Below are 21,018 nucleotides of genomic sequence, written 5' to 3'. Positions count from 1 at the left end.
GAGAGTTCGGTCAGCGGTGGTCATACAGGTCGCCTCACGGTCTCCGGCGGGCACTACTGGATGGGGAAGGGCGCTGTGGTTGCTGTACTTCCCTGCTGTAACGCGAGCGGGTTCTGCTCTGGCGTCCGGCCGCCGTCTCCTAGACGGCGAGCAGAGCGGCGAGAAGCAAAGCCGCCACCGCAGTGAAAACCCGAGGCTTCCTCCAGCCCGGCCCTGAAGCCTGGCGGGTGAGCTCCCAGGCGCACAAGAGGCCGCCGCCAAGGCCAAGTGTGCTCCTCAGCAGGAAAACGGCGGTCTGCATAGGGAGCCTCCAGGTGCGTTCCAAACCGACGGGAAGGCTATCCCCAGGGCTCAGGCGGCGGTTCCGCGGGGGACCGGCCCTAGTTTGGAAGATCGCGTATGCAGATCCGGCCCCACCTGGCAAGTCGCTGATCTGTGTGTTCCCGGGAGGGGCGCCGAGGTTCCCCGTTGTTCCCCGCCGCTCGCTGCTGGATCGGGCACGCAGGGGGCACAGATGCTGGTGTCCCGTCCTCTGGCTGGCATGAGTCCCCCCAGGCGGCGAGCGAGCCTAGTCGGCGCTCAGCGCCGTCTCCAAAGCGCCGGACACACTAGTGTGATCGTTTGCGTGATCAGTGACGGTTGTACTCACGTAGCGACAAGGGGGACTTGGTGAACCGCACGGGGTGGGCCACGCTTGCGGTGGCGGCGGTGATGCTATTCGGATGCGGCAAGTCGGAGCCGGAGTCCTCTGGACACAGCCCCGACGCAGGGAAGCCTGAACACTATCGGCTGACCATGCCGGACACCGTGGCGAAGGGCCGTTACAAGCGCGATCACGAGGCGGCTGATCCGGATGGCACTCTGGCAGAAGTCATGGCGGGCCAGGTGCAAGATCCGACAGCGGCTTTCGGCGCCTACGACCCGACCGTTGCGAACAAGCAGAACGGTCTTGTCCTCACAGTCACAGGCGTGTATGGCACAGTCCTCAGTCCGGTTACTGCCCGCGACGAGCTCGTCAAGGTGTTGGACCGGCGGGATGAGGGGCCAATCGTCGTCGCCGGCCCTCGCATGATCACTCCGTCTGGCTCGAAGGAGCCCCTGCAATGCCGGGTCGCGGAGAGGAAGCTGTCTGCCTCGGATGACACCTCCATGGAGGCGTCGTGCACATGGGCCGACGATTCAACCGTGGTGAAGGTAGCCAAGGCCATGGGCGTTGTTAGCCCGGCAGATGTGGATCTCGATGCGTTCGCCTCGGTGGTTGGGGCGATCCGTGACGAAGTACGGGTGGCTAACTAGCGGTTCCAGGCCGCGCGCTAGACGTCCGCAGGGGGACAGCCCACCCAACCGAACTGCCCATCGGCGCTAAGGTGACGATCAACGCGGGGCCCTGATCGTCTTGGAATCGCCGTCAACTAGGGGGATTTGGTGGATGTCCGTGACGCGCGGTCCAACAGGGTCGGCACGGTGGACGGCAACGGTGACGTCCGTGACGCGCGGTCCAACAGGGTCGGCACGGTGGACGGCAACGGTGACGTCCGTGACGCGCGGTCCAACAGGGTCGGCACGGTGGACGGCAACGGTGACGTCCGTGACACGGGGTCCAACAGGGTCGGCACGGTGGACGGCAACGGCTGCGCTGCCCATCGTGCCGGTGCTGCCGCACTACTGCTCTTCGGGCTGAACTGAGGTAGAGCTGTCATAGGGCGGGAGATCGGGGCAGCTCATGGCGGTACCCGTGGCGACGATTGTGAACATCGGGATGCCGTCGTCGGAGCCTGCCCACGTGATCGACGGAGTCTTACAGGTCATTTCATTTGGGGAGTCTGCGGTAGCAGATGAGGGTGGCCGCGATTGAGGTGAAAGCCAGGAAGTGGTCGGCCTTCCGTTCGTAGCGGCGGTGCAAGCGTCGGCATCCACTGAGCCAGGCGATGGTGCGTTCTGCGACCCATCGGTGCCGGCCGAGTCGTTGCGAGTTCTCGATTCCGCGGCGGGCGATGCGGGGTGTGATCCCTCGCGTGCGCAGCCATCGCCGCAGGTGGGCGTAGTCGTATCCCTTGTCGCCGTGGAGTTTGGCCGGGCGCCTTCGGCGGGGTCCTCGCCGCGAGCGGATGGGCGGTATCCCGCGGACGAATGGTTCGAAGGCCTGGCTGTCGTGGACGTTGGCGCCGGAGATGCCGAGGGAGAGGGGCAGGCCGTTGCGGTCGACGATGAGGTGGATTTTTGATCCGCTCTTGCCGCGGTCGGTCGGATTCGGTCCCGTCAGTGGCCCCCTTTGACCGCGCGGACGCTGACGGAGTCGATGGCGCACCGTGACCAGTCCAGCTCTCCCTGGCCTCCGAGTTCATCGAGCACAAGACGGTGGAGTCTGGCCCAGACACGGGCCTGGGACCACTCGGTGAACCGCCGGAATGCGGTGACGCCCGACGGGCCGAAGCCAGGCGGCAGTTGGTTCCATGTGCAGCCTGACGTGGCCACGAACACGATCGCAGCCAGGACCTCGCGGTCACCGTGCGACCGGCGACGGCCTCCGCCCTGCGGCCGCTCCGTTGCTGGCGGCACCACCCGCTGAAAGAGCTCCCATAAACCGTCCGGCACCAACCGCTCGACAAGCTCACTCGCCATACAGACAGCATCCCGCAAGATCACGCCAAACGAAATGGCCTGTTAATGACCCGGGCAAGCGCCCCGCCAGAACGCTGGAGCCCTAGGTTTTGTCTCTCCGATCACGCTCGGAGAGACAGGACCGCTGGAGAGCTGGCACGCGGGGTTGCGCTGCCTCGATGCGGTCGGCAGCGCCGATACGTTGGGTAAGGACCTGGCTGCCCGCCTCTGGCCGACTGGCCATGCGGGTGCTGGCACACACCTCCGGATTCCGCGACATGGGCGGATCCTGCACTGCGAGTTCCGGTGACGCGCGGGGAGGAGGCGTCGACGATATCGTAGGACAAGCAGTCGTTTTCTGGCGGTATATCCGCTGATCAACCAGCGGGACGCCGCCCTTCCCCCTCAGGAGGGGCTGTGGCTACAGGCAAGGTCAAGTGGTTCAACGCTGAGAAGGGCTTCGGCTTCATTGAGCAGGACGACGGCGGCGCCGACGTCTTCGTCCACTTCTCGGCGATCGAGGGAGGCCCGGGCTCGTACCGCTCCCTGGAGGAGAACCAGAAGGTGGAGTACGACGTCACCCAGGGCCCGAAGGGTCCGCAGGCCGAGGCCGTCAGGCCGCTCTGAGCATCCCGTTACCGAGAGGTTGGGAGGACGCGATGGCCCACCGGCATACCTTGAGTGTGCTCGACTGGCACGACGACGGGTCCTCCACCTCATCCGTCTGGGTAGTCAGCGCCGATGAGCGCGAATGCGTCAGGGATTTTCTGGGCCGCGGCCCGGACATGGAGGGCGTCGTCACCCCGGAACAGGCGGACGAGGCAAGGACGATCACCCGGTCCTGGCTGACCTGCGCCAACGAGGACTCCCCGGCCTGACCGCCCGCGATGTACCCTCGTCCGAGGGTGTGTGACAACGAACCTGCGGCCGTGAGCGCGTCGCTGGAAGCCGCTTGATCCTGACTCTCGCAGTCTCAGACATTAATCCAGGCTATGGGTATGCCCAATGCGAGCACCGGTAGCGGTGCGGCGTTCACAGGCCTCCTGCGGAACGCAGGTCCTTCAACACCTGCTCCCGATACTCCGGACAGTAGACCGTCACGCCGATTATCAGCAGCTCGTTCGCGTCCTTCTGCATCATCCCCCAGTCCTGCCCCACTGGATACAGTTTCGGTCCGTTGAAGAACAGGTACTCAACGCTGTGCCCTAGAGCCAGGTCGGCGCACCACTTCGGCGGAAAAGCAAGGAGCTCCTCATCAGTCGGATGCCCCTCGGTATACGGCAGGCTGGCGGCCGACTTGAGGTAGCGGTCCTCCTTGGTGCCGGTCGGCGTAGCCTTCGGATCCGCAGCAACGTAACGACCTGTGTCTCTGCTTCCACAGGCTGTGAGGCTGGCAAGCAGGGCGACGGTCAGCAGCATGGTGGTGCGACGCATGGTCCCCCCAGAGTCTGTTGGTGTTGAGGGTCATCATGTGTCGGCTGGATGCACCGTGCGAGCGCTGTAGTCGTGTTGTGACCTGGGCACTGGCGGAATGAACGCAAGCCACAGCCCCTACAAGACCCGACGAACCCTTCTCGCCGTATGCGCATGAATGGATCACCCCCCCCCCCGTCACGGCCCTGGGCCTGTCACCGGCCCAGTCTTCCCATCCCACAACTCACCCCGGCTCCCGTCCCGTCCGCCGTCGACCCACACACCGTGGAGCGGGCGTGGTTCATGGCGTCCAGGTGGAGCGCGCCACTGTACGAACGACCTGGACGCCAGGGGCCGCGTCTGCTCGGCTCTGCCTGGGTCGATGGTGGACGGGATGGGAGCCCCCAACATCCGCCACGACGGACCCGCAGTCGGCGACGGAGCCCCCTCCATCCCGGTGCCGGCCGATCCCCCGCCGGAGGCACTGTTCTGACCGTGGCCGCGCTCTGCGGTGATCGACTCATGGCCACCGGCCCTATCCACCTGTGGGCGCGCGTCGGCGCAGCGCGGGCGGAGCGGGCCGGAGGCAGGAGCGGCGCCCGCAGCGGAGCCGGGAGCGCGCCCGGCGGAGCGGAGCGCAGCCGGGGCTTGATGAAGTAGGGAAAGTCTTATCCCTCGGCCGACTCGATGAAGTAGGGAAAGTCTTATCCCTCGGCCGACTCGATGAAGTAGGGAAAGTCTTATCCCTCGGCCGACTCGACAGCCGACTGGCGGTCTTGTCGGTACTCGTCGAACAGGGTGAAGAACAGCTCGACCGCCGGTGTGCCGGCCGCCCGTGCCTCGCGTTCGATCTCGGTTGCCCATCCAAGGGGGCTGGAACGGCCGAGCCGTCGCCAGAGCCACTCTGCGAAGGGGCCCTGCGTCCCAGGGCTCCAGAAGTCGAAGTCCTCGTCGATGCCGTGCATGGCCATTGCGGCTCGGTAGCCGATCAGCATGGAGTTCAGGCGCTCAAGGGAGTCGCCCAGCAGCCACATGCCGGGGCGGAGGCGTATCTCGTCGAGGAACTCGTGGACGCTGGACAGCTCGGTGAGTTGCCTCGGCTGCCGACGAGGGTTGCTCGCCCCCGTCATGGGTCGCGGCCTGGCGGCGGCTGCGCAGTGAGGGGCCCTCTCGGCTGGCCTGGTGCTGGTTCGTGATCGCCCTGTTCGCCTCGCTCGGCGCCAACATCGCCACCGCCGGGTTCCTCGACCTGACCGACCCGCCCGCCCTGCTCCGCCTCGGCGTCGCCGGATGGCCCGCGCTCGCCTTCCTCGGCGGAACGCTCCTCGCCCACTCGGCTGGAGCGGAGCCGGAGCCTGCTGCGCCGGCGCTGTGCCGGGCACGCCGAACACCGAACCTCGACTCGCGGAAGCAACCGTGCACGAGTCGCACGCGGACCCGGCTCCGGTCGAGGTCGAGAGTCCTGCCCCGGCGCCCCCGCCGCCCGTCCCCGCAGTCCTCGTCGACCACGCCCGCAAGGTCGCCGACGAGTACCGCGCCCGCACCGGGGCCCCGATCGACACAGACACTCTGCGCTCCCGCCTCGGCGTCCCGCCCCATCTCGCCGACGCCATCGCCGCGCACCTCGCCTGACAGGAAGGAGACGTCCCGATGCCTGCCCGCGACAACTTCCACTCCGTGATGCGGATCGGCCCCGTACAGATCGGCACCCACCGCGACCGCAACGGCCGGACCGTGCACGCCGCCGTCTGCACCGCCGACCGCTGTGGATGGTCCGCCGACTACTCCAGCCAGTCCGCCGCACAGCTCGCCGCCCGCACCCACCGCTGCCGCGTCCGCTAGGAGACCGCCCGCCATGCAGGTACCGCTCTGGTTCGCCCTGCTCGTCGTCGGCTACCTCGGCGTCAAGCTCATCCGTCCGCCCGCCTGGCTCGTCGGAGTCCTGCTCGTCGGCGGCTTCCTCCTCGCCGACAGCGTGTTCGCGCCCGCCATCAACGGCCTCGTCAAGTAGCCCGGCTCTGAGGGGAGTCCACCCATGTTCCGTCCGAAGATCCCGACCATGCCCGTCCCGACCGAGCGGGTGACGCCGGCCGCCCTCGTCGAGCCGACCGCGGTCATCACCTCGGCGCAGACCGCTCCGCCCGCCCTCGCTGCTCCCTCGTCGAGCCGGCCGGTCGTCCAGCTCACCCCGGGCACCGTGCTCGCCCTGGTCGGTGGTGGCACGGCCGTGGTCCTGGTCGTCGGCGCCGTCCTGGTCTCCATGCTCCTGGCGGTCGCCGTCACCGGAGCTTCGGTCGCCGTCTGCGCGGTCGTACTGCGCTCCCTGCTCGCCTCCGACGCCAAACGTCGCTGACCGGCCCCCGGGCGGCCTCGATACCGCCAAGCATCCGCCGCCCGGGCGCCGTCCCTGTCCGATCTCGCAACCGGAAGGAACCACCAGCATGGCCCACCGCGCCTCAGCTTCGACACCGAGTGCGCCCGTGCCCGCCACATTCCTCGACCCCATCACCTTCGGAGACCTGCTCCGGGTGGCGTCAGCCTCCGACTACGCCCGATGGGAAGACCAGATCCGCCGCACCGGAGGCTGCTCCGACCCGATCCACCTCACCGGCTGGGTCCTCCACAAGGACAAGACCACCGGCGAACCGCTCCACCACTACTCCACCGCGGACGAGCCCGGTGGGCGCCTCCGCCTCGCCTGCGGCAACCGTCGAGCCTCCCGCTGCCCGTCCTGCGCCTGGACCTACGCCGGCGACACCTACCACCTCATCCGCGCCGGCCTGGCCGGGGACGACCGACGGGACATCCCCGCAACGGTCCGCGAACACCCGCGCGTCTTCGCCACCCTCACGGCACCCTCGTTCGGCCCGGTCCACAACCGTCCCGACCACGGCGCCTGCCGCTGCGGCACACAGCACCCTTCCGACGCGCCGGAGTTGGGCGCGGCCCTCGACCCGGGCACCTACGACTACGCGGGCGCCGTGCTGTTCAACAACCACGCCGGACAACTGTGGCAGCGCTTCACCACACGGCTCCGCCGCGAGATCGCCGGCCGTGTCGGCCTGTCCCGCCGGGAGCTCTCCGACCACCTCCGCGTCTCGTACGGCAAGGTCGCCGAGTTCCAGAAGCGCGGCGCCCTGCACTTCCATGCCGTCGTGCGCCTCGACGGCCCGGAGGGGCCTGGGACACCTCCGCCCGCCTGGGCCACGGTGGACCTCCTCACGGAGGCGCTACGGGCCGCCGCCGCGCACTCCTACACGTCGGTGTCGGTGCCAGCCGCCGAGGACCAGCCCGCCCGTACCTTCCGCTGGGGTCGACAGCTCGACGTCCGCCCGGTGAAAGCCTTCGGCGACGGCTCCGACATCACCGAACAGGCCGTCGCCTCATACGTGGCCAAGTACGCCACGAAGGCCGCCGAGAACACCGGGACCCTTGACCGCCGTATCGGCGAACTCGCCGAACTCGACCGCCACCAAGTCCCCGACCACACCCGCCGGCTCATTACCGCGTGCCGCGACCTGGATGGCTTGTACCCGGACCGGCGCCTCTGGGCCTGGGCCCACATGCTCGGCTTCCGCGGGCACTTCTCGTCCAAGTCGCGCACGTACTCCACCACGCTCGGCGCCCTTCGCCAGGAACGTGCCGACTACCGCGCCGCACAGGATGCCTCCGCCCAGGGCCTCGACGACCGCGAGCCGGACACCGTCCTCGTCCTCACGGACTGGCAGTACGCCGGTCACGGCCACACACCGGGTGAGGCCGCGCTCGCCGCGACCATCGCCCGCGACCTCCAGACCAACCGCGAAACCGCCCGCGACGCCCTCCAGAACGAAGGGAGCACGGCATGACCACGGCCATCCGGTCACGACGTACCATGCTCACCCTCGCGGAGGTCTGTGAGGAACTGGCCGTCTCCCGCTCGACCTTCTACGACTGGCGGGCCAAACGCCGCGCACCGCGCTGCATCAAGCTCCCGAACGGCGACCTCCGTATCCGGCGAAGCGACCTCGACCATTGGCTCGACGACCGCGAGGACGCCGCCTGATGGAGACGACGTTCGACGTCAAGATCTACAAGATCCTGACCTACAAGGGCGCCCGGAAGACCACCTACACCGTGCGCTGGGTGGTCGCGGGGAAGCGTTGGCGCGAGCCCTTCGACACCGTCGCGCTCGCCGAGGGCTTCCGCTCCGGACTCATCCAAGCCACAAGCAAGGGCGAGGCCTTCGTGGTCGGCACGGGCCTTCCGGTGTCCCACCGCTCCAAGGCTGCCGAGATGAGTTGGTACCGGTTCGCCGTCGAGTACGTGGATGCCCGCTGGCCTCAACTCGGGGGCAACAGCCGAAAGAACGTCGCCAAGACCCTGACCGCGACCACCGTCGCACTGATGCGGTCCAAGCCCACGCAGTTCGCCCCCGCCGACGTCCGCACCGCACTCCGCGAGTGGGCGTTCAACACGAACCGACGAGCGGACGCGCCCCGAGAGGTGGCGGCGATCCTCAGATGGGTCGAGCGGAACTCCCTGCCCGTCTCGGTCTGGGAGGACTTGGAGCGGGTCGAACAGATCCTGCGCGCCATCGACACCCGGCTCGACGGCAAGCAGGCGGCCGCCTGGTCCAGGAAGCGCAATCGCCGCATCCTCAACGTCGCCATGAAGTACGCCGTCCGGCGGCGCATCCTCCGGGCGAACCCCCTGCCCAAAGGCAAGGAGTCGACTGGTGCCACGAAGACCACGAATGCCGTCGACAAGCGGTCCTTGCTGAACCCCGAGCAGGCGGCAGCGATCCTCGACTGGATCCGGCGCCGGTCGCGGGGTGGCAAGCGGCTCCATGCCTTCTTCGCCACGCTCTATTACTGCGGGCCCAGGCCCGAAGAAGCCGTAGCCATGCGCGTGGAGGACGTGACCCTGCCCTCGGTCCAAGCCGTCGACCAGTGGTGCGAGTTGCTCATCCACACGGCGACCCCGGAGGTCGGCAAGCAATGGACCGACAGGAGAGATCCACGAACAGCGGGATTTGAAAGGCCGTGCGGAGGGTGAGACGCGCACCGTGCCGGGGCATCCTGCCCTGACCCGCATCCTGCGGCAGCACATCGAGGACGAGCAACTCCGGCCGGGTGATCTGCTGTTCCAGGGTGAGTTCGGAGGCATCCTCGCAGGGTCCGTCATCCGTCGGGCCTGGCGCAGCGCCCGTAAGGCCGTACTGCCACCGCACGTCTTCGACTCGCCTACCGGGCGGCGCGTCTACGACAACCGGAACACGCGTCTGACCAAGTGGCTCAACGACGGCATCCCGCCTGCCCAGGTGGCGGAGTGGGCCGGGAACAGTGTCGCCGTGCTGCTGTCCACATACGCCCGGTGCGTCGAGGGGCAGCTGCCGGACCTGAAGCGGCGGCTTGAAGCTGCCGGTGATCTTCCCGAGTCACCGCCCGCTGGCTGACTCTCCCGGGCGCCGGAAACTTCGACACGCATTCGACACAGCCACCCGCGAAAACCCGGTGACAGCCGGACAGTCCCGGAGTGCTCCCATGATCGGCGGGGGAGTGTCCGGGGCGTCGGCGCATCGCACGAAACGCGCGCTGAACAGCAAAAACGCCCTCCCGAGGGAGGGCGGAGACTGGGCGCCCCCGGCAGGACTCGAACCTGCGGCCAAGCGCTTAGAAGGCGCCTGCTCTATCCACTGAGCTACGGGGGCCGGTGTGGTGGCCTCGTTCGTGGTGCCCGGGTGTGGGCTGATCCGTGACGTTGCCGGGGACAAGGATAGGGCTCCCGGATCCTTGACCCTGTTGCTTCGCCTCCGTGGCTCGATGTGGAGGTTCGGTGAAGCGGTCCTGATAATCGCAGGCAGGTACGAATCGTGCACCGCTTTTGGCGTCCGACGCACCGGGTGTTGTGCACTCGTTATGCCTCGACTGTGCCCGTGTCCCAGTCGTCCCTTCCGTCCGTTGTGTCCCGTCGGCGCGCAGACATGTCTATATGCTTCAGAATTCCCCTAAAATTGGGCATTCTTCGCATGTGGTGACCTTGGACGTACGGCCTCAGCTGCTCGACACACTTTCCGCCCTGCGCGACCGTGTCGCCGCCGCACGCTTCCCGCTGCCCCTGGCGGGGGCCCCACGCGCGCGTGCGAACCGCGACGAACTGCTCGCACAGCTCGACGACTACTTGGTGCCCCGGCTGAGACAGCCCGAAGCACCCTTGCTGGTCGTCGTGGGCGGATCCACGGGCGCGGGCAAGTCGACACTCGTCAATTCCCTGGTGGGGCGACGGGTCAGTGAGGCGGGCGTGCTGCGGCCGACGACCAGGACTCCGGTCCTGGTGTGCCACCCGGAGGACCATCACTGGTTCAGCGGGATGCGCGTCCTGCCCGACCTCACGCGCGTGTGGGCGCCCCAACAGGATCCCGGGGAGGATTTGCTGCTCTTGAGCGAAGATCCCGCGCGCGTGCTGCGGATCGAGACCGTCGAGAGCCTGCCGCCCGGGCTCGCCCTGCTCGACGCGCCCGACGTCGACTCGCTGATCGCCGACAACCGTGTCCTCGCGGCCCAGCTGATCTGCGCGGCCGACATCTGGGTCATGGTCACGACGGCCGCCCGGTACGCCGATGCCGTGCCCTGGCACCTGCTGCGCACCGCCAAGGAGTACGACGCCACCTTGGTGACCGTCCTCGACCGCGTGCCGCACCAGGTCGTCTCCGAGGTCTCGCGCCAGTACGGCGCCCTGCTCACCAAGGCAGGCCTCGGCGACGTACCCCGGTTCACCGTGCCCGAGCTGCCCGAGTCGGCCTGGGGCGGCGGCCTGCTGCCGGCCACCGCCGTCGCGCCACTGCGGACCTGGCTCGTCCAGCGGGCCCAGGATCCCGGCACACGGCAGCACGCCATGGCGCGTACGGCGTACGGCGTCCTCGACTCGCTCAAGGCCCGGGTGCCCGAGCTGGCCGGCGCCGCCGCCGCCCAGTACGCCGCCGCGCTCCGCCTCACCGCCGCCGTCGACGGGGCGTACGACAGCGAGCACACACGCGTGCGGGGACGGCTGCAGGCCGGGGCCGTGCTCTCCGGGGGCGCCCTGAGGCGCTGGCGCGCCTTCCCCCTCGACTGCACCGCCGGCGAGCTCCTCGACGCCCTGGTGGAGAGCCTGGCCTCGCTGGTGGTGTGCGCCGTCACCGCCGCGGACGAGCGCATCGACGACGCCTGGCGGCGCGAGCCGGCCGCGGGCGCCCCCGGGCTCGCCGAGCGTGATCCGTCCCAGGAGAGCGCCGAGCACCGCGTCGGGCTGGGCGTACGGCGCTGGCGGCGCGAACTGGAGGAGTACGCGGAGGAGCAGGTGCGCGAGCTCGACCGGGGCGCGGCCACGGATCCGGAGATCGTCGCCGCCCTGGTCGCCACCGCGCTGCTCGGCGGCCGCCGGGCCCGTTCGGCGGGCGAGGGGCTCGCCGAGCGGATCGGCGCACAGAGCGCGCTGCGGCTGGGCGAACGCGCCGGACAGCTGCTCACCGAACACCTGGACCGGGTCATGCACACCGAGCGCGAGCGCCGCCTCGCCCCGCTGGACGCCCTCGACGTCCACCCCGAGTACCAGGCCGAACTCATCGCCGCTCTGTCCGTACTGCAGAAGGAGAGGTGACCGGTGACCGCCGTCACTGACCAGGACCACACGGACACGGACTACACAGAGGACATGGGTCACATCGAGCGCACCGATCCCGCAGAGCCCGTCGATCACACGATGCACGCCGATCACACCCAACGCGTCGATCACACCGATCACGCGGAGCGCGGGCGCACCGATCTCACGAAGCACATCGACCGCACCGGGCGCATCGAGCGCATCGGCATCGACCACACAGTGCTCAGCGGGCACACGGAGCACAGCGGCCGCACGGAGCAGGCGGGCGAGCACCTCGGACGCGTGGATCGCGCCGACGACAAGGGAGACCCGGTCCCGACCACCGGCGACCTCGAAAACGGCTCCTCCGAAGAGGACGGTTCCGAAAATCGCCTCCCTGAAGAGGCCCACTCGAAGGAGGCCGCAGAGGACGAGAAGGAGGCGGCCACGGCGCCCCACGCGCGCGTGGAGAGCCAGGGGCGGGACCGGGGAGAGGAACGGGGGCAGGGCGCGGACGACGGCGACGCGGCCGCCTCCGCCGCCTCGGACCACCCCGACTCGCCGGACCACCCCGACTCCGCGCCCGCCTGGGACGACGGCCTCATCGCGCGTCGCGTCACCGAGGCCACCGCCGCCGAACAGCACCCCGTGGTCGAGCCCCGGGCCACCGGCCTGCAGAACGCGGCCCCCCTGGCGTACGACGGCCCGCTCCGCTCCCGCCTCGACGCGCTGCGTGAACTGGTCGGACTCTCCCGCACCCGCCTCGACAGCCGCACCCTCGCCGAGGCCAGCCGGGTCCTCGACGAGGCGGCGGCGCGGCGCAAGCTCTCCGGGGAGCACACCGTCGTCGCCATCGCGGGCGCCTCCGGCAGCGGCAAGTCGCAGCTGTTCAACGCGCTCGCCGGGGTCAGCATCTCGGAGACCGGGGTGCGCCGGCCGACCACCGCCGCGCCCATCACGTGCAGCTGGAGCGACGGCGCCGCCCCCCTCATCGACCGGCTCGGCATCCCCGGCCGGCTGCGCCGGCGCCCTGTGCAGAGCCCGGAGGCCGAGTCGCAGCTGCGCGGGCTGATCCTGGTCGACCTGCCCGACCACGACTCGGCCGCCGTGCAGCACCGCGAACAGGTGGACCGCGTCCTGAAGCTCGTCGACGCGGTCATCTGGGTCGTCGATCCCGAGAAGTACGGCGACGCCGTCCTCCACGAGCGCTATCTGCGGCCCATGGCGGGCCACGCGGAGGTCATGTTCGTCGTCCTCAACCAGGTCGACCGGCTGCCCGGTGAGGCCGCCGACCAGGTCCTCGACGACCTGCGGCGGCTGCTCGACGAGGACGGCATCGCCCTGGGGGAGTACGGCGATCCGGGCGCTACCGTGCTCGCGCTGTCCGCGCTCACCGGGCAGGGCGTCGGCGAACTGCGCGAGGCCCTCGGCCAGTTCGTCACGGAGCGCGGCGCAGCGGCCCGCCGGGTCGACGCCGACGTGGACGCCGCCGCGTCCGGGCTGCGGCACGTGTACGCCACCGGACGGCGGGCCGGGCTCAGCGAGCAGGCGCGGGAGGAGTTCTCCGCGCGCCTCGCCGACGCGGTGGGCGCCACCGCCACCGGCGAGGCCGCCGAACGGGCCTGGCTGCGCAACGCCAACCGGGCCTGCGGCACGCCCTGGCTCAGGCTGTGGCGGTGGTGCCAGAACCGGAGCGATCCCGCCACCGGACGGCTTCAGCTGCGTACCCAGGCGGACGAGGAGGCCACGGCGCGCCAGCGCGTCGAGCAGGCGGTCCGTACCGTGTCCGACCGCGCCTCGGCCGGGCTGCCCGCGCCCTGGGCGCAGGCGGTGCGCGAGGCGGCCGTACGCGGCTCCCAGGGGCTGTCCGAGGCACTGGACGAGCTGGCGGCGCGGGCCGGGGTGCCGACGGGTCGGCCGCCGCGGCCGGGCTGGTGGCCGGTGGCCGTCCTGGCCCAGGCGTCCATGACGCTTCTGCAGGTCGTCGGCGGGCTGTGGCTGGTGGGGCAGATCGCCGGGGTCATGGCCCCGAACCTGGGCGTGCCGGTGCTGTTGATGGTGGCCGGCATCATCGGCGGGCCGCTCGTCGAGTGGAGCTGTCGGATGGCGGCGCGCGGACCCGCCAGACGGTACGGCCTGGAGGCGGAACGTCGATTGCGGGAGGCGGCGGCGGGCTGCGGCCGGGCCCGGGTGCTCGATCCGGTGGCCGCGGAGCTGCTGCGCTATCGAGAGGTGCGGGAGCAGTACGGGCAGGTCACGCGGGCCGGGGCGGCCGCGGTGGGATGAGGTCCATCCGGAGGCCGGATCCCTCGTCCGGATGACGGAGTTTTCCCCAGGCGGCCGGTGGTGCACAGCGCTCAGCGGGCCCGGCCCGGCGGAGGCAGTCTGATCCCGCGGCGATCGCGACGCACGGCGGACGCGGTCGGCGGGGCGTGCGGCGGCGTACGAGAAGTGCGCGGCGGTACGCGGCAGACGCGGCCGTACGGGACGGGCCCGTACGCGTTTCCACCCGGTGCGAGCGCCCGGGCGAGGGAGGGGTTCGTGATGAACGAGACGATGGTGTGCGCGGTCGGCAACGTGGCGACGACGCCGGTGTACCGGGAACTGGCGGCGGGCCCTTCGGCCCGCTTCCGGCTGGCGGTGACCTCGCGTTACTGGGACCGCGAGAAGGGCGTCTGGACCGACGGGCACACCAACTTCTTCACGGTGTGGGCCAACCGGCAGCTCGCCAGTAACACCCAGGCCTCGCTGAGCGTCGGCGATCCGGTCATCGTCCAGGGGCGGTTGAAGGTGCGTACGGAGACACGCGAGGGGCAGCCGAACTGGTCCTCGGCGGACATCGACGCGGTGGCGATCGGCCACGACCTCTCCCGCGGCAGCTCGGCCTTCCGCCGCTCGGCCAAACCGGAGGCCGCACCCGCGGCACCGCGACCCGAGCCCAACTGGGAGACAACGGCGGGAGAGTCGGCGGATCCGCCCGCACAACAGTGCCCGGAGCCTGCCGCGGTGACGTGACGTCAGCCACATCCGGCGCCTGACCGAACTGCGGCATATCGATGACTGCGCTCCGAACGACCCGGTGGATTTGTCGATAACCCCTGCTCGCGGTCGATCGGGGCGATAACGATTCCGAGTCGGATCGGTCATCCGACAAGATGACGGGGAAGGGCGGCCCGGCTGATCCTTAGGATGCCGGGCGTAGCCCTTGAGGCTGCTGATTCTGCTGGTGGGACCGTACCCCCCACATCAACCGGTCCTGCTCGAAGGGGAATTCTGTGCTTTCTGCGTTCTCTGGGCTCTCGGGACCGTGCGTGACGGCCGCGTCTGAAGCGCCCCCCGTGCCTTCCGCGCGCGGCCGACGGACCGTCCGCCTCGCCGCAGCGGCGCTGGTGTCCGCACTCGCGGCCGCCGGCGCGCTGACCGGGGCCGGCGCCGCGGCCGCCGCCGACGGCGGGCCGCAGGCCCAGGGCGGGGCGACCGCCACCATGGGCGGTCTGAAGACGTACGGCGAGGCCGTCATCCACGAGGACACGGGCGACCAGCAGGTGGCCGCGGGTCTGTTCGAGATGTCCGTCGAGGGCGGCGGCATGCTGCAGACCTACTGCGTCGACCTCCACAACCCCACGCAGAGAGACGCCAAGTACCAGGAGACGCCCTGGGAGAGCACCTCCCTGGGCGCCAACAAGAACGCCGGCCGGATCCGCTGGATCCTGCAGAACTCCTACCCGCAGGTGAACGACCTCGCCACGCTCGCCGAGAGGGCCGGTGCGCACGGCCTCACCGAGCAGGACGCCGCGGCCGGCACCCAGGTGGCCATCTGGCGCTACTCGGACGGCGCGGACGTCGACGCCGTCGACCCGCAGGCCGACAAGCTCGCGGACTACCTGGAGAAGAGCGCCCGGGGCATGGCCGAGCCGCCGGCCTCGCTCACCCTGGACCCGCCCGCGGTCTCCGGGCGGCCCGGTGCGCCGCTCGGCCCGGTGACCGTGCACACCAACGCGCGTGCCGTGACGGTCATACCGCCGGCGGACGCGGCCATGAGCGGGGTACGGATCGTCGACAAGGCCGGCAAGGCCGTCACCTCGGCGAAGAACGGCAGCCGGCTGTACTTCGATGTCCCCGAGGACGCCGACGACGGCTCGGCGGCGCTGACCGTCCAGGCGTCGACCACCGTGCCGGTCGGCCGTGCCTTCGCCTCCGAGAGCCGCAGCCAGATCCAGATCCTGGCCGGCTCCAGCGAGTCGACGGTCTCCGCGACCGCGAGCGCCACCTGGGCGGAGAGAGGGGCGATACCCGCCCTGTCGGCCCACGAGAACTGCGCGCAGGGCAGCGTGGACCTGACGGCGGCCAACACCGGTGACAAGCCGTTCACCTTCGAGCTGATGGGCGCCGAGCACACCATCCCCGCCGGTGCCTCCCGCACGGTGAGCATCCCGCTCCAGGAGGACCAGGCCTACGACTTCACGATCACCGGCCCGGGCGGGTTCGAGCAGCGCTTCACCGGCGTCCTCGACTGCAAGACCCAGGGCAGTGCGGTCGACCTGAAGACCCAGACCCTCAGCGAGCCGAGTCCCGCCTCGGTCGGCGGCACCGCGGGCACCACCGACCTCGCCGCGACCGGCGGCTCCAGCATCACCCCCCTGATCGCGGGCGTGGCCATAGCCCTGGTCGTGATCGGCGGCGGCGCCCTGGTCCTGCTCCGAAAGAAGGAAACCCAGCCGGAAAGCTGATCCACGGGAGACAGAGCCGGAGGGCCGAAGAACCCACAGGTCACAGCCCTCCGGCGGCCCACGCCGTCAGCACACCACGGTTGCCGATGCGCATCAGCCCCCGCGGGCCTGTGCCGGGACGGAATCCCGGTTTGTGCACGACATGATCTCGACCCTCTCGACGATCACGAGCCCTTCGTCTATCAGCTCGCGCAGTGTCGGAAGGAATCGGCGTACTCGTTCCTCGTCGTCGACGATGACGATCACCAGCGGCAGGTCCTGCTTGAACGACAGCAACCGAGGGGTGTGCATCACCGACGAGGCTCCAAAGCCCTCGACACCACGGAAGGCCGTCGCGCCGGCCAACCCCGCCTCATGGGCGCGATGCACGATCTCGGCGAACAGCGGCCTGTGATGCCAGGTGTCGCACTCCTCTATGAAGATCGTCAGCTGTAGGGCCGTTTCCATGGGCATCATGACGTCCTCCTGCCCATCACACAGGAGCCTTGCGCTGCACGCGCTGCCAATCGGGGCCTTCCATTCCGTAACCCTCCTACTCGCGGGGGCCAACAGACAGGCCAAGATCACTTCACGAGTAGGGACTGTTGGTGGCACCGAATGCCACGGTTGGGGTACGGCGAGCCCCACCGCCGCGTAACCGCAGCCGGGAAACGACTTCGGTCACATGTCCAAGATATCGCCGATCGGCGCACTATGGAACGAATCCGTCCTAGATGCGACCGTTCCGTACGCGGGTACGGGTACGCCGCGAAACCGCAGGTCAGAGGCCCTCGATCAGGCGCGTTTCCATCCAGGCCTGGCCGTCAGGCAAGATGGGGTGTATCTGCCCACTGCCAGATTTCAAGCTGCCGGACGGTTTCTCTTGGCTGAGTACATCTACACCATGCGCAAGGCGCGCAAAGCGCACGGCGACAAGGTGATCCTCGACGACGTCACCCTGAGCTTCCTGCCCGGTGCGAAGATCGGTGTCGTCGGGCCGAACGGCGCCGGTAAGTCGACCGTCCTGCAGATCATGGCTGGACTGCAGCAGCCGTCGAACGGTGACGCGTTCCTGTCGCCCGGTTACAGCGTCGGCATCCTGCTCCAGGAGCCCCCGCTGACCGAGGGCAAGACCGTCCTGGAGAACGTCCAGGAGGGTGTCGCCGAGATCAAGGGCAAGCTCGACCGGTTCAACGAGATCGCCGAGCTCATGGCGACCGACTACTCCGACGCGCTGCTCGACGAGATGGGCAAGCTCCAGGAGGAGCTCGACCACGCCAACGCCTGGGACCTCGACGCCCAGCTGGAGCAGGCCATGGACGCCCTGGGCTGCCCGCCCGGCGACTGGGCCGTCACCAACCTCTCCGGTGGTGAGCGCCGCCGCGTCGCGCTGTGCAAGCTCCTGCTGGAGCAGCCCGACCTGCTGCTCCTCGACGAGCCCACCAACCACCTCGACGCCGAGTCCGTGAACTGGCTGGAGCAGCACCTGGCCAAGTACCCGGGCACCGTCGTGGCGATCACCCACGACCGGTACTTCCTGGACAACGTCGCCGAGTGGATCCTGGAGCTCGACCGCGGCCGCGCCTACCCGTACGAGGGCAACTACTCCACGTACCTGGAGACCAAGGCGACCCGTCTCAAGGTCGAGGGTCAGAAGGACGCCAAGCGGCAGAAGCGGCTCAAGGAAGAGCTGGATTGGGTCCGCTCCAACGCCAAGGGACGCCAGGCCAAGTCCAAGGCCCGTCTCGCGCGGTACGAGGAGATGGCCGCCGAGGCCGAGAAGATGCGGAAGCTGGACTTCGAGGAGATCCAGATCCCGCCGGGCCCGCGTCTGGGCAACGTCGTCGTCGAGGTCGACAAGCTGAACAAGGCCTTCGGTGAGAAGGTCCTCGTCGACGGCCTTAGCTTCACGCTCCCGCGCAACGGCATCGTCGGCGTCATCGGCCCGAACGGCGCCGGCAAGACCACGCTGTTCAAGATGATCCAGGGCCTGGAGACCCCGGACTCCGGTGACATCAAGGTCGGCGAGACCGTCAAGATCTCGTACGTCGACCAGGGCCGCTCCAACATCGACCCGAAGAAGACGCTGTGGGAGGTCGTCTCCGACGGGCTCGACTACATCAACGTCGGCCAGGTCGAGATGCCGTCGCGCGCCTATGTCTCCGCGTTCGGCTTCAAGGGCCCGGACCAGCAGAAGCCGGCCGGTATCCTCTCCGGCGGTGAGCGCAACCGCCTCAACCTCGCGCTCACCCTCAAGCAGGGCGGCAACCTGCTGCTCCTCGACGAGCCCACCAACGACCTCGACGTCGAGACCCTCAGCAGCCTGGAGAACGCGCTGCTGGAGTTCCCGGGCTGCGCCGTGGTCGTCTCCCACGACCGCTGGTTCCTGGACCGCGTCGCCACGCACATCCTCGCCTACGAGGGCGAGTCCAAGTGGTTCTGGTTCGAGGGCAACTTCGAGTCGTACGAGAAGAACAAGATCGAGCGCCTCGGTCCGGACGCTGGGCGTCCGCACCGCGCCACCTACAAGAAGCTGACCCGGGGCTGATCGATCTTGCGCCACATCTACCGCTGCCCCCTGCGCTGGTCGGACATGGACGCCTACGGCCATGTCAACAACGCGGTCTTCATTCGCTACCTGGAGGAAGCCCGGATCAACTTCCTGTTCCGCCCGGACAAGGAGTTCAAGCAGGGGTCGGTGGTGGCGCGCCACGAGATCGACTACAAGCGGCAGCTCGTGCACCGGCACCATCCGGTGGACATCGAGCTGTGGGTCTCGGAGATCAAGGCCGCGTCCTTCACCATCGCCTACGAGGTGAAGGACGGGGACCAGATCTACGTCCGCGCCTCGACGGTGGTCGTGCCGTTCGACTTCGAGACGCAGCGGCCGCGGCGGATCACGGCCGAGGAGCGGGAGTTCCTCCAGGAATACACCGACGACACCGACGACTCTGAGGCCGGTGCGTCCGAGAGCAAGGAGACCGTCGTCGTATGACGGTGCTCCACCTCGTCGACGACGGGGAGGCGGCGGATCTCGCGGCCTTCCTGTCGCGGCTGCTCCACTACGACCGTGGAGCCGCCGTGCGTCTGCAGGCGGCCGGGACGGCGCTCGCCGTGTTCGGGCGGCCGCCGTCCTTCGAGGTGCTGGCAGTGCGCGCGGTGCGGCTGGCGAAGCCGTACGAGAACGGCCTCGACGTGACGCTGGACGTCACCGTCTCCGCCGGTGAGCTGCTGGAGTCCGTCGACGAGCGGGCGGCCACGGCCGTCGTCCCGGACGCGGTCACCGGACCGCCGTGGGTGGGGCTGCTTCCGCCGCGCGGCGGCTGGCAGCCGGAGCCGGGGCTGCCGGCCCCGGACGCGCTGCGGGCGATGGTCGCCGCCGGTGTCGCCGAATTCCGGTCCCGTACGCAGGAGTTGGCGCCGGAGCGGCGTACCCGGGCCGAGCTCGACCGGGTCGGACGGGAGATCTGGTCCCGCACGGTCGCCGACACGGACCTGCCGGTGCGGGCCGTGCACGCGGCGCAGTCGCTGGGCTTCCTACGGACCGGCAACGCGGCGGACCTCGCGCTGCTCTCCTCGGGTGTGTGGCTCAGGCTGCGCACCCCCTACGGCTCGATCGCCGTACGTCGGGCGGGCCTCGGGGCACTGGGCGTCACCGTCCGCTGATTCGCACCGCTCACCCCTCCTCACTGTCGTCAGGCCACACACCGATGTGGTCCGGCTCCAGTTCCAGGGCGACCCGGTCGCGCATGCCGAGGGCCCGGGTGTACTCGGCGGGGAGCTGCAGGCGGCCGGCGCGGTCGAGCATGGCGTACTCGCGGGCGACCACCGTCTCGTGGCCGGTCGTGGCGTCGACCTCGCTGCGCCGCAGGACCTCCGTGGAGGTGCGGCCGTCGCGGATGGCGACCGTGCGCCGGACCTCGCCGGCCACCGCCTGGTCGTGGGTGACGATGACGACGGTGGTGCCGAGCCGCTCGTTCGCGGTGCGGAACGCGTCGAAGACGTGCGCGGCGGTGTGCGAGTCGAGCTCGCCCGTGGGCTCGTCGGCCAGCAGCACCGAGGGCGCGTTGGCGAGGGCGACCGCGATGGCGACGCGCTGCTGCTGACCGCCGGACATCTCCCGCGGACGGCGGTCGCGGCAGTCGGCGACCTCCAGCAACTCCAGGAGTTCCAGAACGCGTTCGGTGCGGGCCCGGCGGCGGGTGCGGGTACCGGACAGCTGGAGCGGGAGGGCGACGTTCTGGGCCGCGGTCAGGTAGGGCAGGAGGTTGCGGGAGGTCTGCTGCCAGACGAAGCCGACGGTGTCCCGGCGGTAGGCCAGCCGGTCCTTGGCTGTCATGGTGAGCAGGTCGTGGCCGGCGACCCGGGCCGCGCCGGCCGTGGGGGTGTCGAGGCCGGCGAGGATGTTCATGAGCGTGGACTTGCCGCTGCCCGAGGCGCCCACCAGAGCCATCAGCTCGCCCTCGCGGACGAGGAGGTCGAGGCCCTGCAGCGCCTGCACCTCGACGCCGTCGGCCGAGAAGATGCGGACCAGCCGGTCGCAGGTGATCAGCGCGTCGTGGCCGTAGGCGGGGCGGCCACGGGCCTCGGCGGCCCGGTTCGCGAGGTCGGCGAGGGTGGGGTTGGTGGTCATCGGGTCTCCTGATCAGCTGCCCGGTGCCGGGGCCGGGCGAAGGCTTCGCCGCCCCGGCCG

The 21,018-nt window shown here is 69.7% G+C and carries 23 protein-coding genes, 1 tRNA gene and 1 pseudogene; 19 read left to right on the top strand and 6 right to left on the bottom strand.

The window, feature by feature from the left end; translation table 11 throughout:
- The first annotated feature begins 669 nt into the window (after positions 1 to 669).
- Together IPZ69_RS41825 and IPZ69_RS41820 are read left to right on the top strand one after the other, a co-directional pair.
- On the top strand, positions 670 to 1,296 hold the full coding sequence (locus IPZ69_RS41825; RefSeq protein WP_235460028.1) for a hypothetical protein: 627 nt from the start codon (positions 670 to 672) through the stop codon (positions 1,294 to 1,296).
- 129 nt (positions 1,297 to 1,425) lie between these two features.
- A complete protein-coding gene (locus tag IPZ69_RS41820) occupies positions 1,426 to 1,686 on the top strand; it encodes a 5-fold beta-flower protein (RefSeq protein ID WP_235460026.1) in 261 nt (86 codons plus the stop codon).
- Positions 1,687 to 1,810: 124 nt separating this feature from the next.
- Here the strand turns inward: IPZ69_RS41820 and IPZ69_RS41815 are convergent.
- Positions 1,811 to 2,622, bottom strand: a protein-coding gene (locus IPZ69_RS41815; protein ID WP_374295716.1) for an IS5 family transposase whose coding sequence is annotated in 2 segments (ribosomal slippage) — positions 1,811 to 2,269 and positions 2,272 to 2,622 — 810 coding nt in all. Because the reading frame shifts where the segments join, the coding sequence is not laid out codon by codon here.
- Between the two features lie 396 nt (positions 2,623 to 3,018).
- On the opposite strand from IPZ69_RS41815, the gene IPZ69_RS41810 reads away from it, so the two are divergent.
- Together IPZ69_RS41810 and IPZ69_RS41805 are read left to right on the top strand one after the other, a co-directional pair.
- Complete coding sequence (locus IPZ69_RS41810) at positions 3,019 to 3,228, top strand: cold-shock protein (protein WP_235460022.1); 210 nt, start codon at positions 3,019 to 3,021, stop codon at positions 3,226 to 3,228.
- Between the two features lie 32 nt (positions 3,229 to 3,260).
- Positions 3,261 to 3,479 carry a hypothetical protein gene (locus IPZ69_RS41805; protein WP_235460020.1) on the top strand — a complete coding sequence of 73 codons (219 nt, stop codon included), beginning with the start codon at positions 3,261 to 3,263 and terminating at the stop codon, positions 3,477 to 3,479.
- Positions 3,480 to 3,633: 154 nt separating this feature from the next.
- Here the strand turns inward: IPZ69_RS41805 and IPZ69_RS41800 are convergent, their stop codons facing one another.
- Positions 3,634 to 4,035 (bottom strand): hypothetical protein, encoded by a 402-nt coding sequence (locus tag IPZ69_RS41800; RefSeq protein ID WP_235460018.1) that lies wholly within the window; start codon positions 4,033 to 4,035, stop codon positions 3,634 to 3,636.
- Positions 4,036 to 4,754: 719 nt separating this feature from the next.
- A complete protein-coding gene (locus IPZ69_RS41795) occupies positions 4,755 to 5,144 on the bottom strand; it encodes a hypothetical protein (RefSeq protein WP_235460016.1) in 390 nt (129 codons plus the stop codon).
- A 2-nt stretch (positions 5,145 to 5,146) separates the two neighbouring features.
- Here IPZ69_RS41795 and IPZ69_RS41790 point away from each other — a divergent pair.
- From IPZ69_RS41790 to IPZ69_RS41755, 8 genes and pseudogenes are all read left to right on the top strand, one after another.
- Positions 5,147 to 5,646: pseudogene (locus IPZ69_RS41790) on the top strand (DUF2637 domain-containing protein); the annotation flags it as partial.
- 18 nt (positions 5,647 to 5,664) lie between these two features.
- Complete coding sequence (locus tag IPZ69_RS41785) at positions 5,665 to 5,856, top strand: mobile element transfer protein (protein WP_235460015.1); 192 nt, start codon at positions 5,665 to 5,667, stop codon at positions 5,854 to 5,856.
- 13 nt (positions 5,857 to 5,869) lie between these two features.
- The gene (locus tag IPZ69_RS41780; RefSeq protein WP_235460013.1) at positions 5,870 to 6,025 is read left to right on the top strand and encodes a hypothetical protein; all 156 of its coding nucleotides are present in this window, start codon (positions 5,870 to 5,872) and stop codon (positions 6,023 to 6,025) included.
- 24 nt (positions 6,026 to 6,049) lie between these two features.
- Complete coding sequence (locus IPZ69_RS41775; protein ID WP_235460012.1) at positions 6,050 to 6,367, top strand: SpdD-like protein; 318 nt, start codon at positions 6,050 to 6,052, stop codon at positions 6,365 to 6,367.
- A 127-nt stretch (positions 6,368 to 6,494) separates the two neighbouring features.
- The gene (repSA, locus tag IPZ69_RS41770) at positions 6,495 to 7,862 is read left to right on the top strand and encodes a replication initiator protein RepSA (protein WP_235460010.1); all 1,368 of its coding nucleotides are present in this window, start codon (positions 6,495 to 6,497) and stop codon (positions 7,860 to 7,862) included.
- A complete protein-coding gene (locus IPZ69_RS41765) occupies positions 7,859 to 8,059 on the top strand; it encodes a helix-turn-helix transcriptional regulator (protein WP_235460008.1) in 201 nt (66 codons plus the stop codon). The genes repSA and IPZ69_RS41765 overlap by 4 nt, the downstream gene beginning before the upstream one ends.
- Entirely contained in the window at positions 8,059 to 9,051 is a 993-nt protein-coding gene (locus IPZ69_RS41760) for a hypothetical protein (protein WP_235460006.1), read from the top strand. Before IPZ69_RS41765 ends, IPZ69_RS41760 begins: the two co-directional genes overlap by 1 nt.
- A 10-nt stretch (positions 9,052 to 9,061) precedes the next feature.
- Positions 9,062 to 9,451, top strand: coding sequence for a hypothetical protein (locus tag IPZ69_RS41755; RefSeq protein ID WP_235460004.1), 390 nt, complete (start codon positions 9,062 to 9,064; stop codon positions 9,449 to 9,451).
- Between the two features lie 182 nt (positions 9,452 to 9,633).
- On the opposite strand, the gene IPZ69_RS41750 is transcribed toward IPZ69_RS41755, so the two are convergent.
- A tRNA-Arg gene (locus IPZ69_RS41750) sits at positions 9,634 to 9,706 on the bottom strand.
- Positions 9,707 to 10,026: 320 nt separating this feature from the next.
- On the opposite strand from IPZ69_RS41750, the gene IPZ69_RS41745 reads away from it, so the two are divergent.
- The 4 genes from IPZ69_RS41745 to IPZ69_RS41730 all read left to right on the top strand — a co-directional run bounded on the left by IPZ69_RS41745 (position 10,027) and on the right by IPZ69_RS41730 (position 16,346).
- Positions 10,027 to 11,634, top strand: coding sequence for a dynamin family protein (locus tag IPZ69_RS41745; RefSeq protein ID WP_235460002.1), 1,608 nt, complete (start codon positions 10,027 to 10,029; stop codon positions 11,632 to 11,634).
- A 3-nt stretch (positions 11,635 to 11,637) separates the two neighbouring features.
- The gene (locus tag IPZ69_RS41740; RefSeq protein ID WP_235460001.1) at positions 11,638 to 13,902 is read left to right on the top strand and encodes a YfjP family GTPase; all 2,265 of its coding nucleotides are present in this window, start codon (positions 11,638 to 11,640) and stop codon (positions 13,900 to 13,902) included.
- A gap of 258 nt (positions 13,903 to 14,160) precedes the next feature.
- Entirely contained in the window at positions 14,161 to 14,631 is a 471-nt protein-coding gene (locus IPZ69_RS41735) for a single-stranded DNA-binding protein (protein WP_235459999.1), read from the top strand.
- Between the two features lie 323 nt (positions 14,632 to 14,954).
- Positions 14,955 to 16,346, top strand: coding sequence for a Cys-Gln thioester bond-forming surface protein (locus IPZ69_RS41730; protein ID WP_235459997.1), 1,392 nt, complete (start codon positions 14,955 to 14,957; stop codon positions 16,344 to 16,346).
- A gap of 93 nt (positions 16,347 to 16,439) precedes the next feature.
- Here IPZ69_RS41730 and IPZ69_RS41725 read toward each other — a convergent pair whose 3' ends face one another.
- Complete coding sequence (locus IPZ69_RS41725; protein WP_235459995.1) at positions 16,440 to 16,802, bottom strand: DUF190 domain-containing protein; 363 nt, start codon at positions 16,800 to 16,802, stop codon at positions 16,440 to 16,442.
- A gap of 406 nt (positions 16,803 to 17,208) precedes the next feature.
- On the opposite strand from IPZ69_RS41725, the gene ettA reads away from it, so the two are divergent.
- From ettA to IPZ69_RS41710, 3 genes are read left to right on the top strand one after another with little or no spacing between them, the layout of a single operon-like run.
- A complete protein-coding gene (gene ettA, locus IPZ69_RS41720) occupies positions 17,209 to 18,873 on the top strand; it encodes an energy-dependent translational throttle protein EttA (RefSeq protein WP_235459993.1) in 1,665 nt (554 codons plus the stop codon).
- A 6-nt stretch (positions 18,874 to 18,879) separates the two neighbouring features.
- Positions 18,880 to 19,320, top strand: a complete 441-nt coding sequence (locus IPZ69_RS41715; protein ID WP_235459990.1) for an acyl-CoA thioesterase — start codon at positions 18,880 to 18,882, stop codon at positions 19,318 to 19,320.
- A complete protein-coding gene (locus IPZ69_RS41710) occupies positions 19,317 to 19,991 on the top strand; it encodes a hypothetical protein (protein WP_235459988.1) in 675 nt (224 codons plus the stop codon). Before IPZ69_RS41715 ends, IPZ69_RS41710 begins: the two co-directional genes overlap by 4 nt.
- Positions 19,992 to 20,001: 10 nt before the next feature.
- Here the strand turns inward: IPZ69_RS41710 and IPZ69_RS41705 are convergent, their stop codons facing one another.
- Positions 20,002 to 20,958 (bottom strand): ABC transporter ATP-binding protein, encoded by a 957-nt coding sequence (locus IPZ69_RS41705; protein ID WP_235459986.1) that lies wholly within the window; start codon positions 20,956 to 20,958, stop codon positions 20,002 to 20,004.
- Between the last annotated feature and the right edge of the window lie 60 nt (positions 20,959 to 21,018).

Origin of the sequence: Streptomyces olivochromogenes (assembly GCF_021538895.1) — a bacterium.
GTDB lineage: Bacteria > Actinomycetota > Actinomycetes > Streptomycetales > Streptomycetaceae > Streptomyces > Streptomyces olivochromogenes_A.
Note: the sequence above shows the minus strand (reverse complement) of the source record. Positions and strands in the feature narration are given on the sequence as shown.

Coding starts and splice junctions, on each gene's coding strand:
- IPZ69_RS41805 (WP_235460020.1), top strand. CDS start 3,261: ATGGCCCACCGGCATACCTTGAGTGTGCTCGACTGGCACGACGACGGG.
- IPZ69_RS41800 (WP_235460018.1), bottom strand. CDS start 4,035: ATGCGTCGCACCACCATGCTGCTGACCGTCGCCCTGCTTGCCAGCCTC.
- IPZ69_RS41795 (WP_235460016.1), bottom strand. CDS start 5,144: ATGACGGGGGCGAGCAACCCTCGTCGGCAGCCGAGGCAACTCACCGAG.
- IPZ69_RS41785 (WP_235460015.1), top strand. CDS start 5,665: ATGCCTGCCCGCGACAACTTCCACTCCGTGATGCGGATCGGCCCCGTA.
- IPZ69_RS41780 (WP_235460013.1), top strand. CDS start 5,870: ATGCAGGTACCGCTCTGGTTCGCCCTGCTCGTCGTCGGCTACCTCGGC.
- IPZ69_RS41775 (WP_235460012.1), top strand. CDS start 6,050: ATGTTCCGTCCGAAGATCCCGACCATGCCCGTCCCGACCGAGCGGGTG.
- IPZ69_RS41765 (WP_235460008.1), top strand. CDS start 7,859: ATGACCACGGCCATCCGGTCACGACGTACCATGCTCACCCTCGCGGAG.
- IPZ69_RS41760 (WP_235460006.1), top strand. CDS start 8,059: ATGGAGACGACGTTCGACGTCAAGATCTACAAGATCCTGACCTACAAG.
- IPZ69_RS41735 (WP_235459999.1), top strand. CDS start 14,161: ATGAACGAGACGATGGTGTGCGCGGTCGGCAACGTGGCGACGACGCCG.
- IPZ69_RS41725 (WP_235459995.1), bottom strand. CDS start 16,802: ATGATGCCCATGGAAACGGCCCTACAGCTGACGATCTTCATAGAGGAG.
- IPZ69_RS41710 (WP_235459988.1), top strand. CDS start 19,317: ATGACGGTGCTCCACCTCGTCGACGACGGGGAGGCGGCGGATCTCGCG.
- IPZ69_RS41705 (WP_235459986.1), bottom strand. CDS start 20,958: ATGACCACCAACCCCACCCTCGCCGACCTCGCGAACCGGGCCGCCGAG.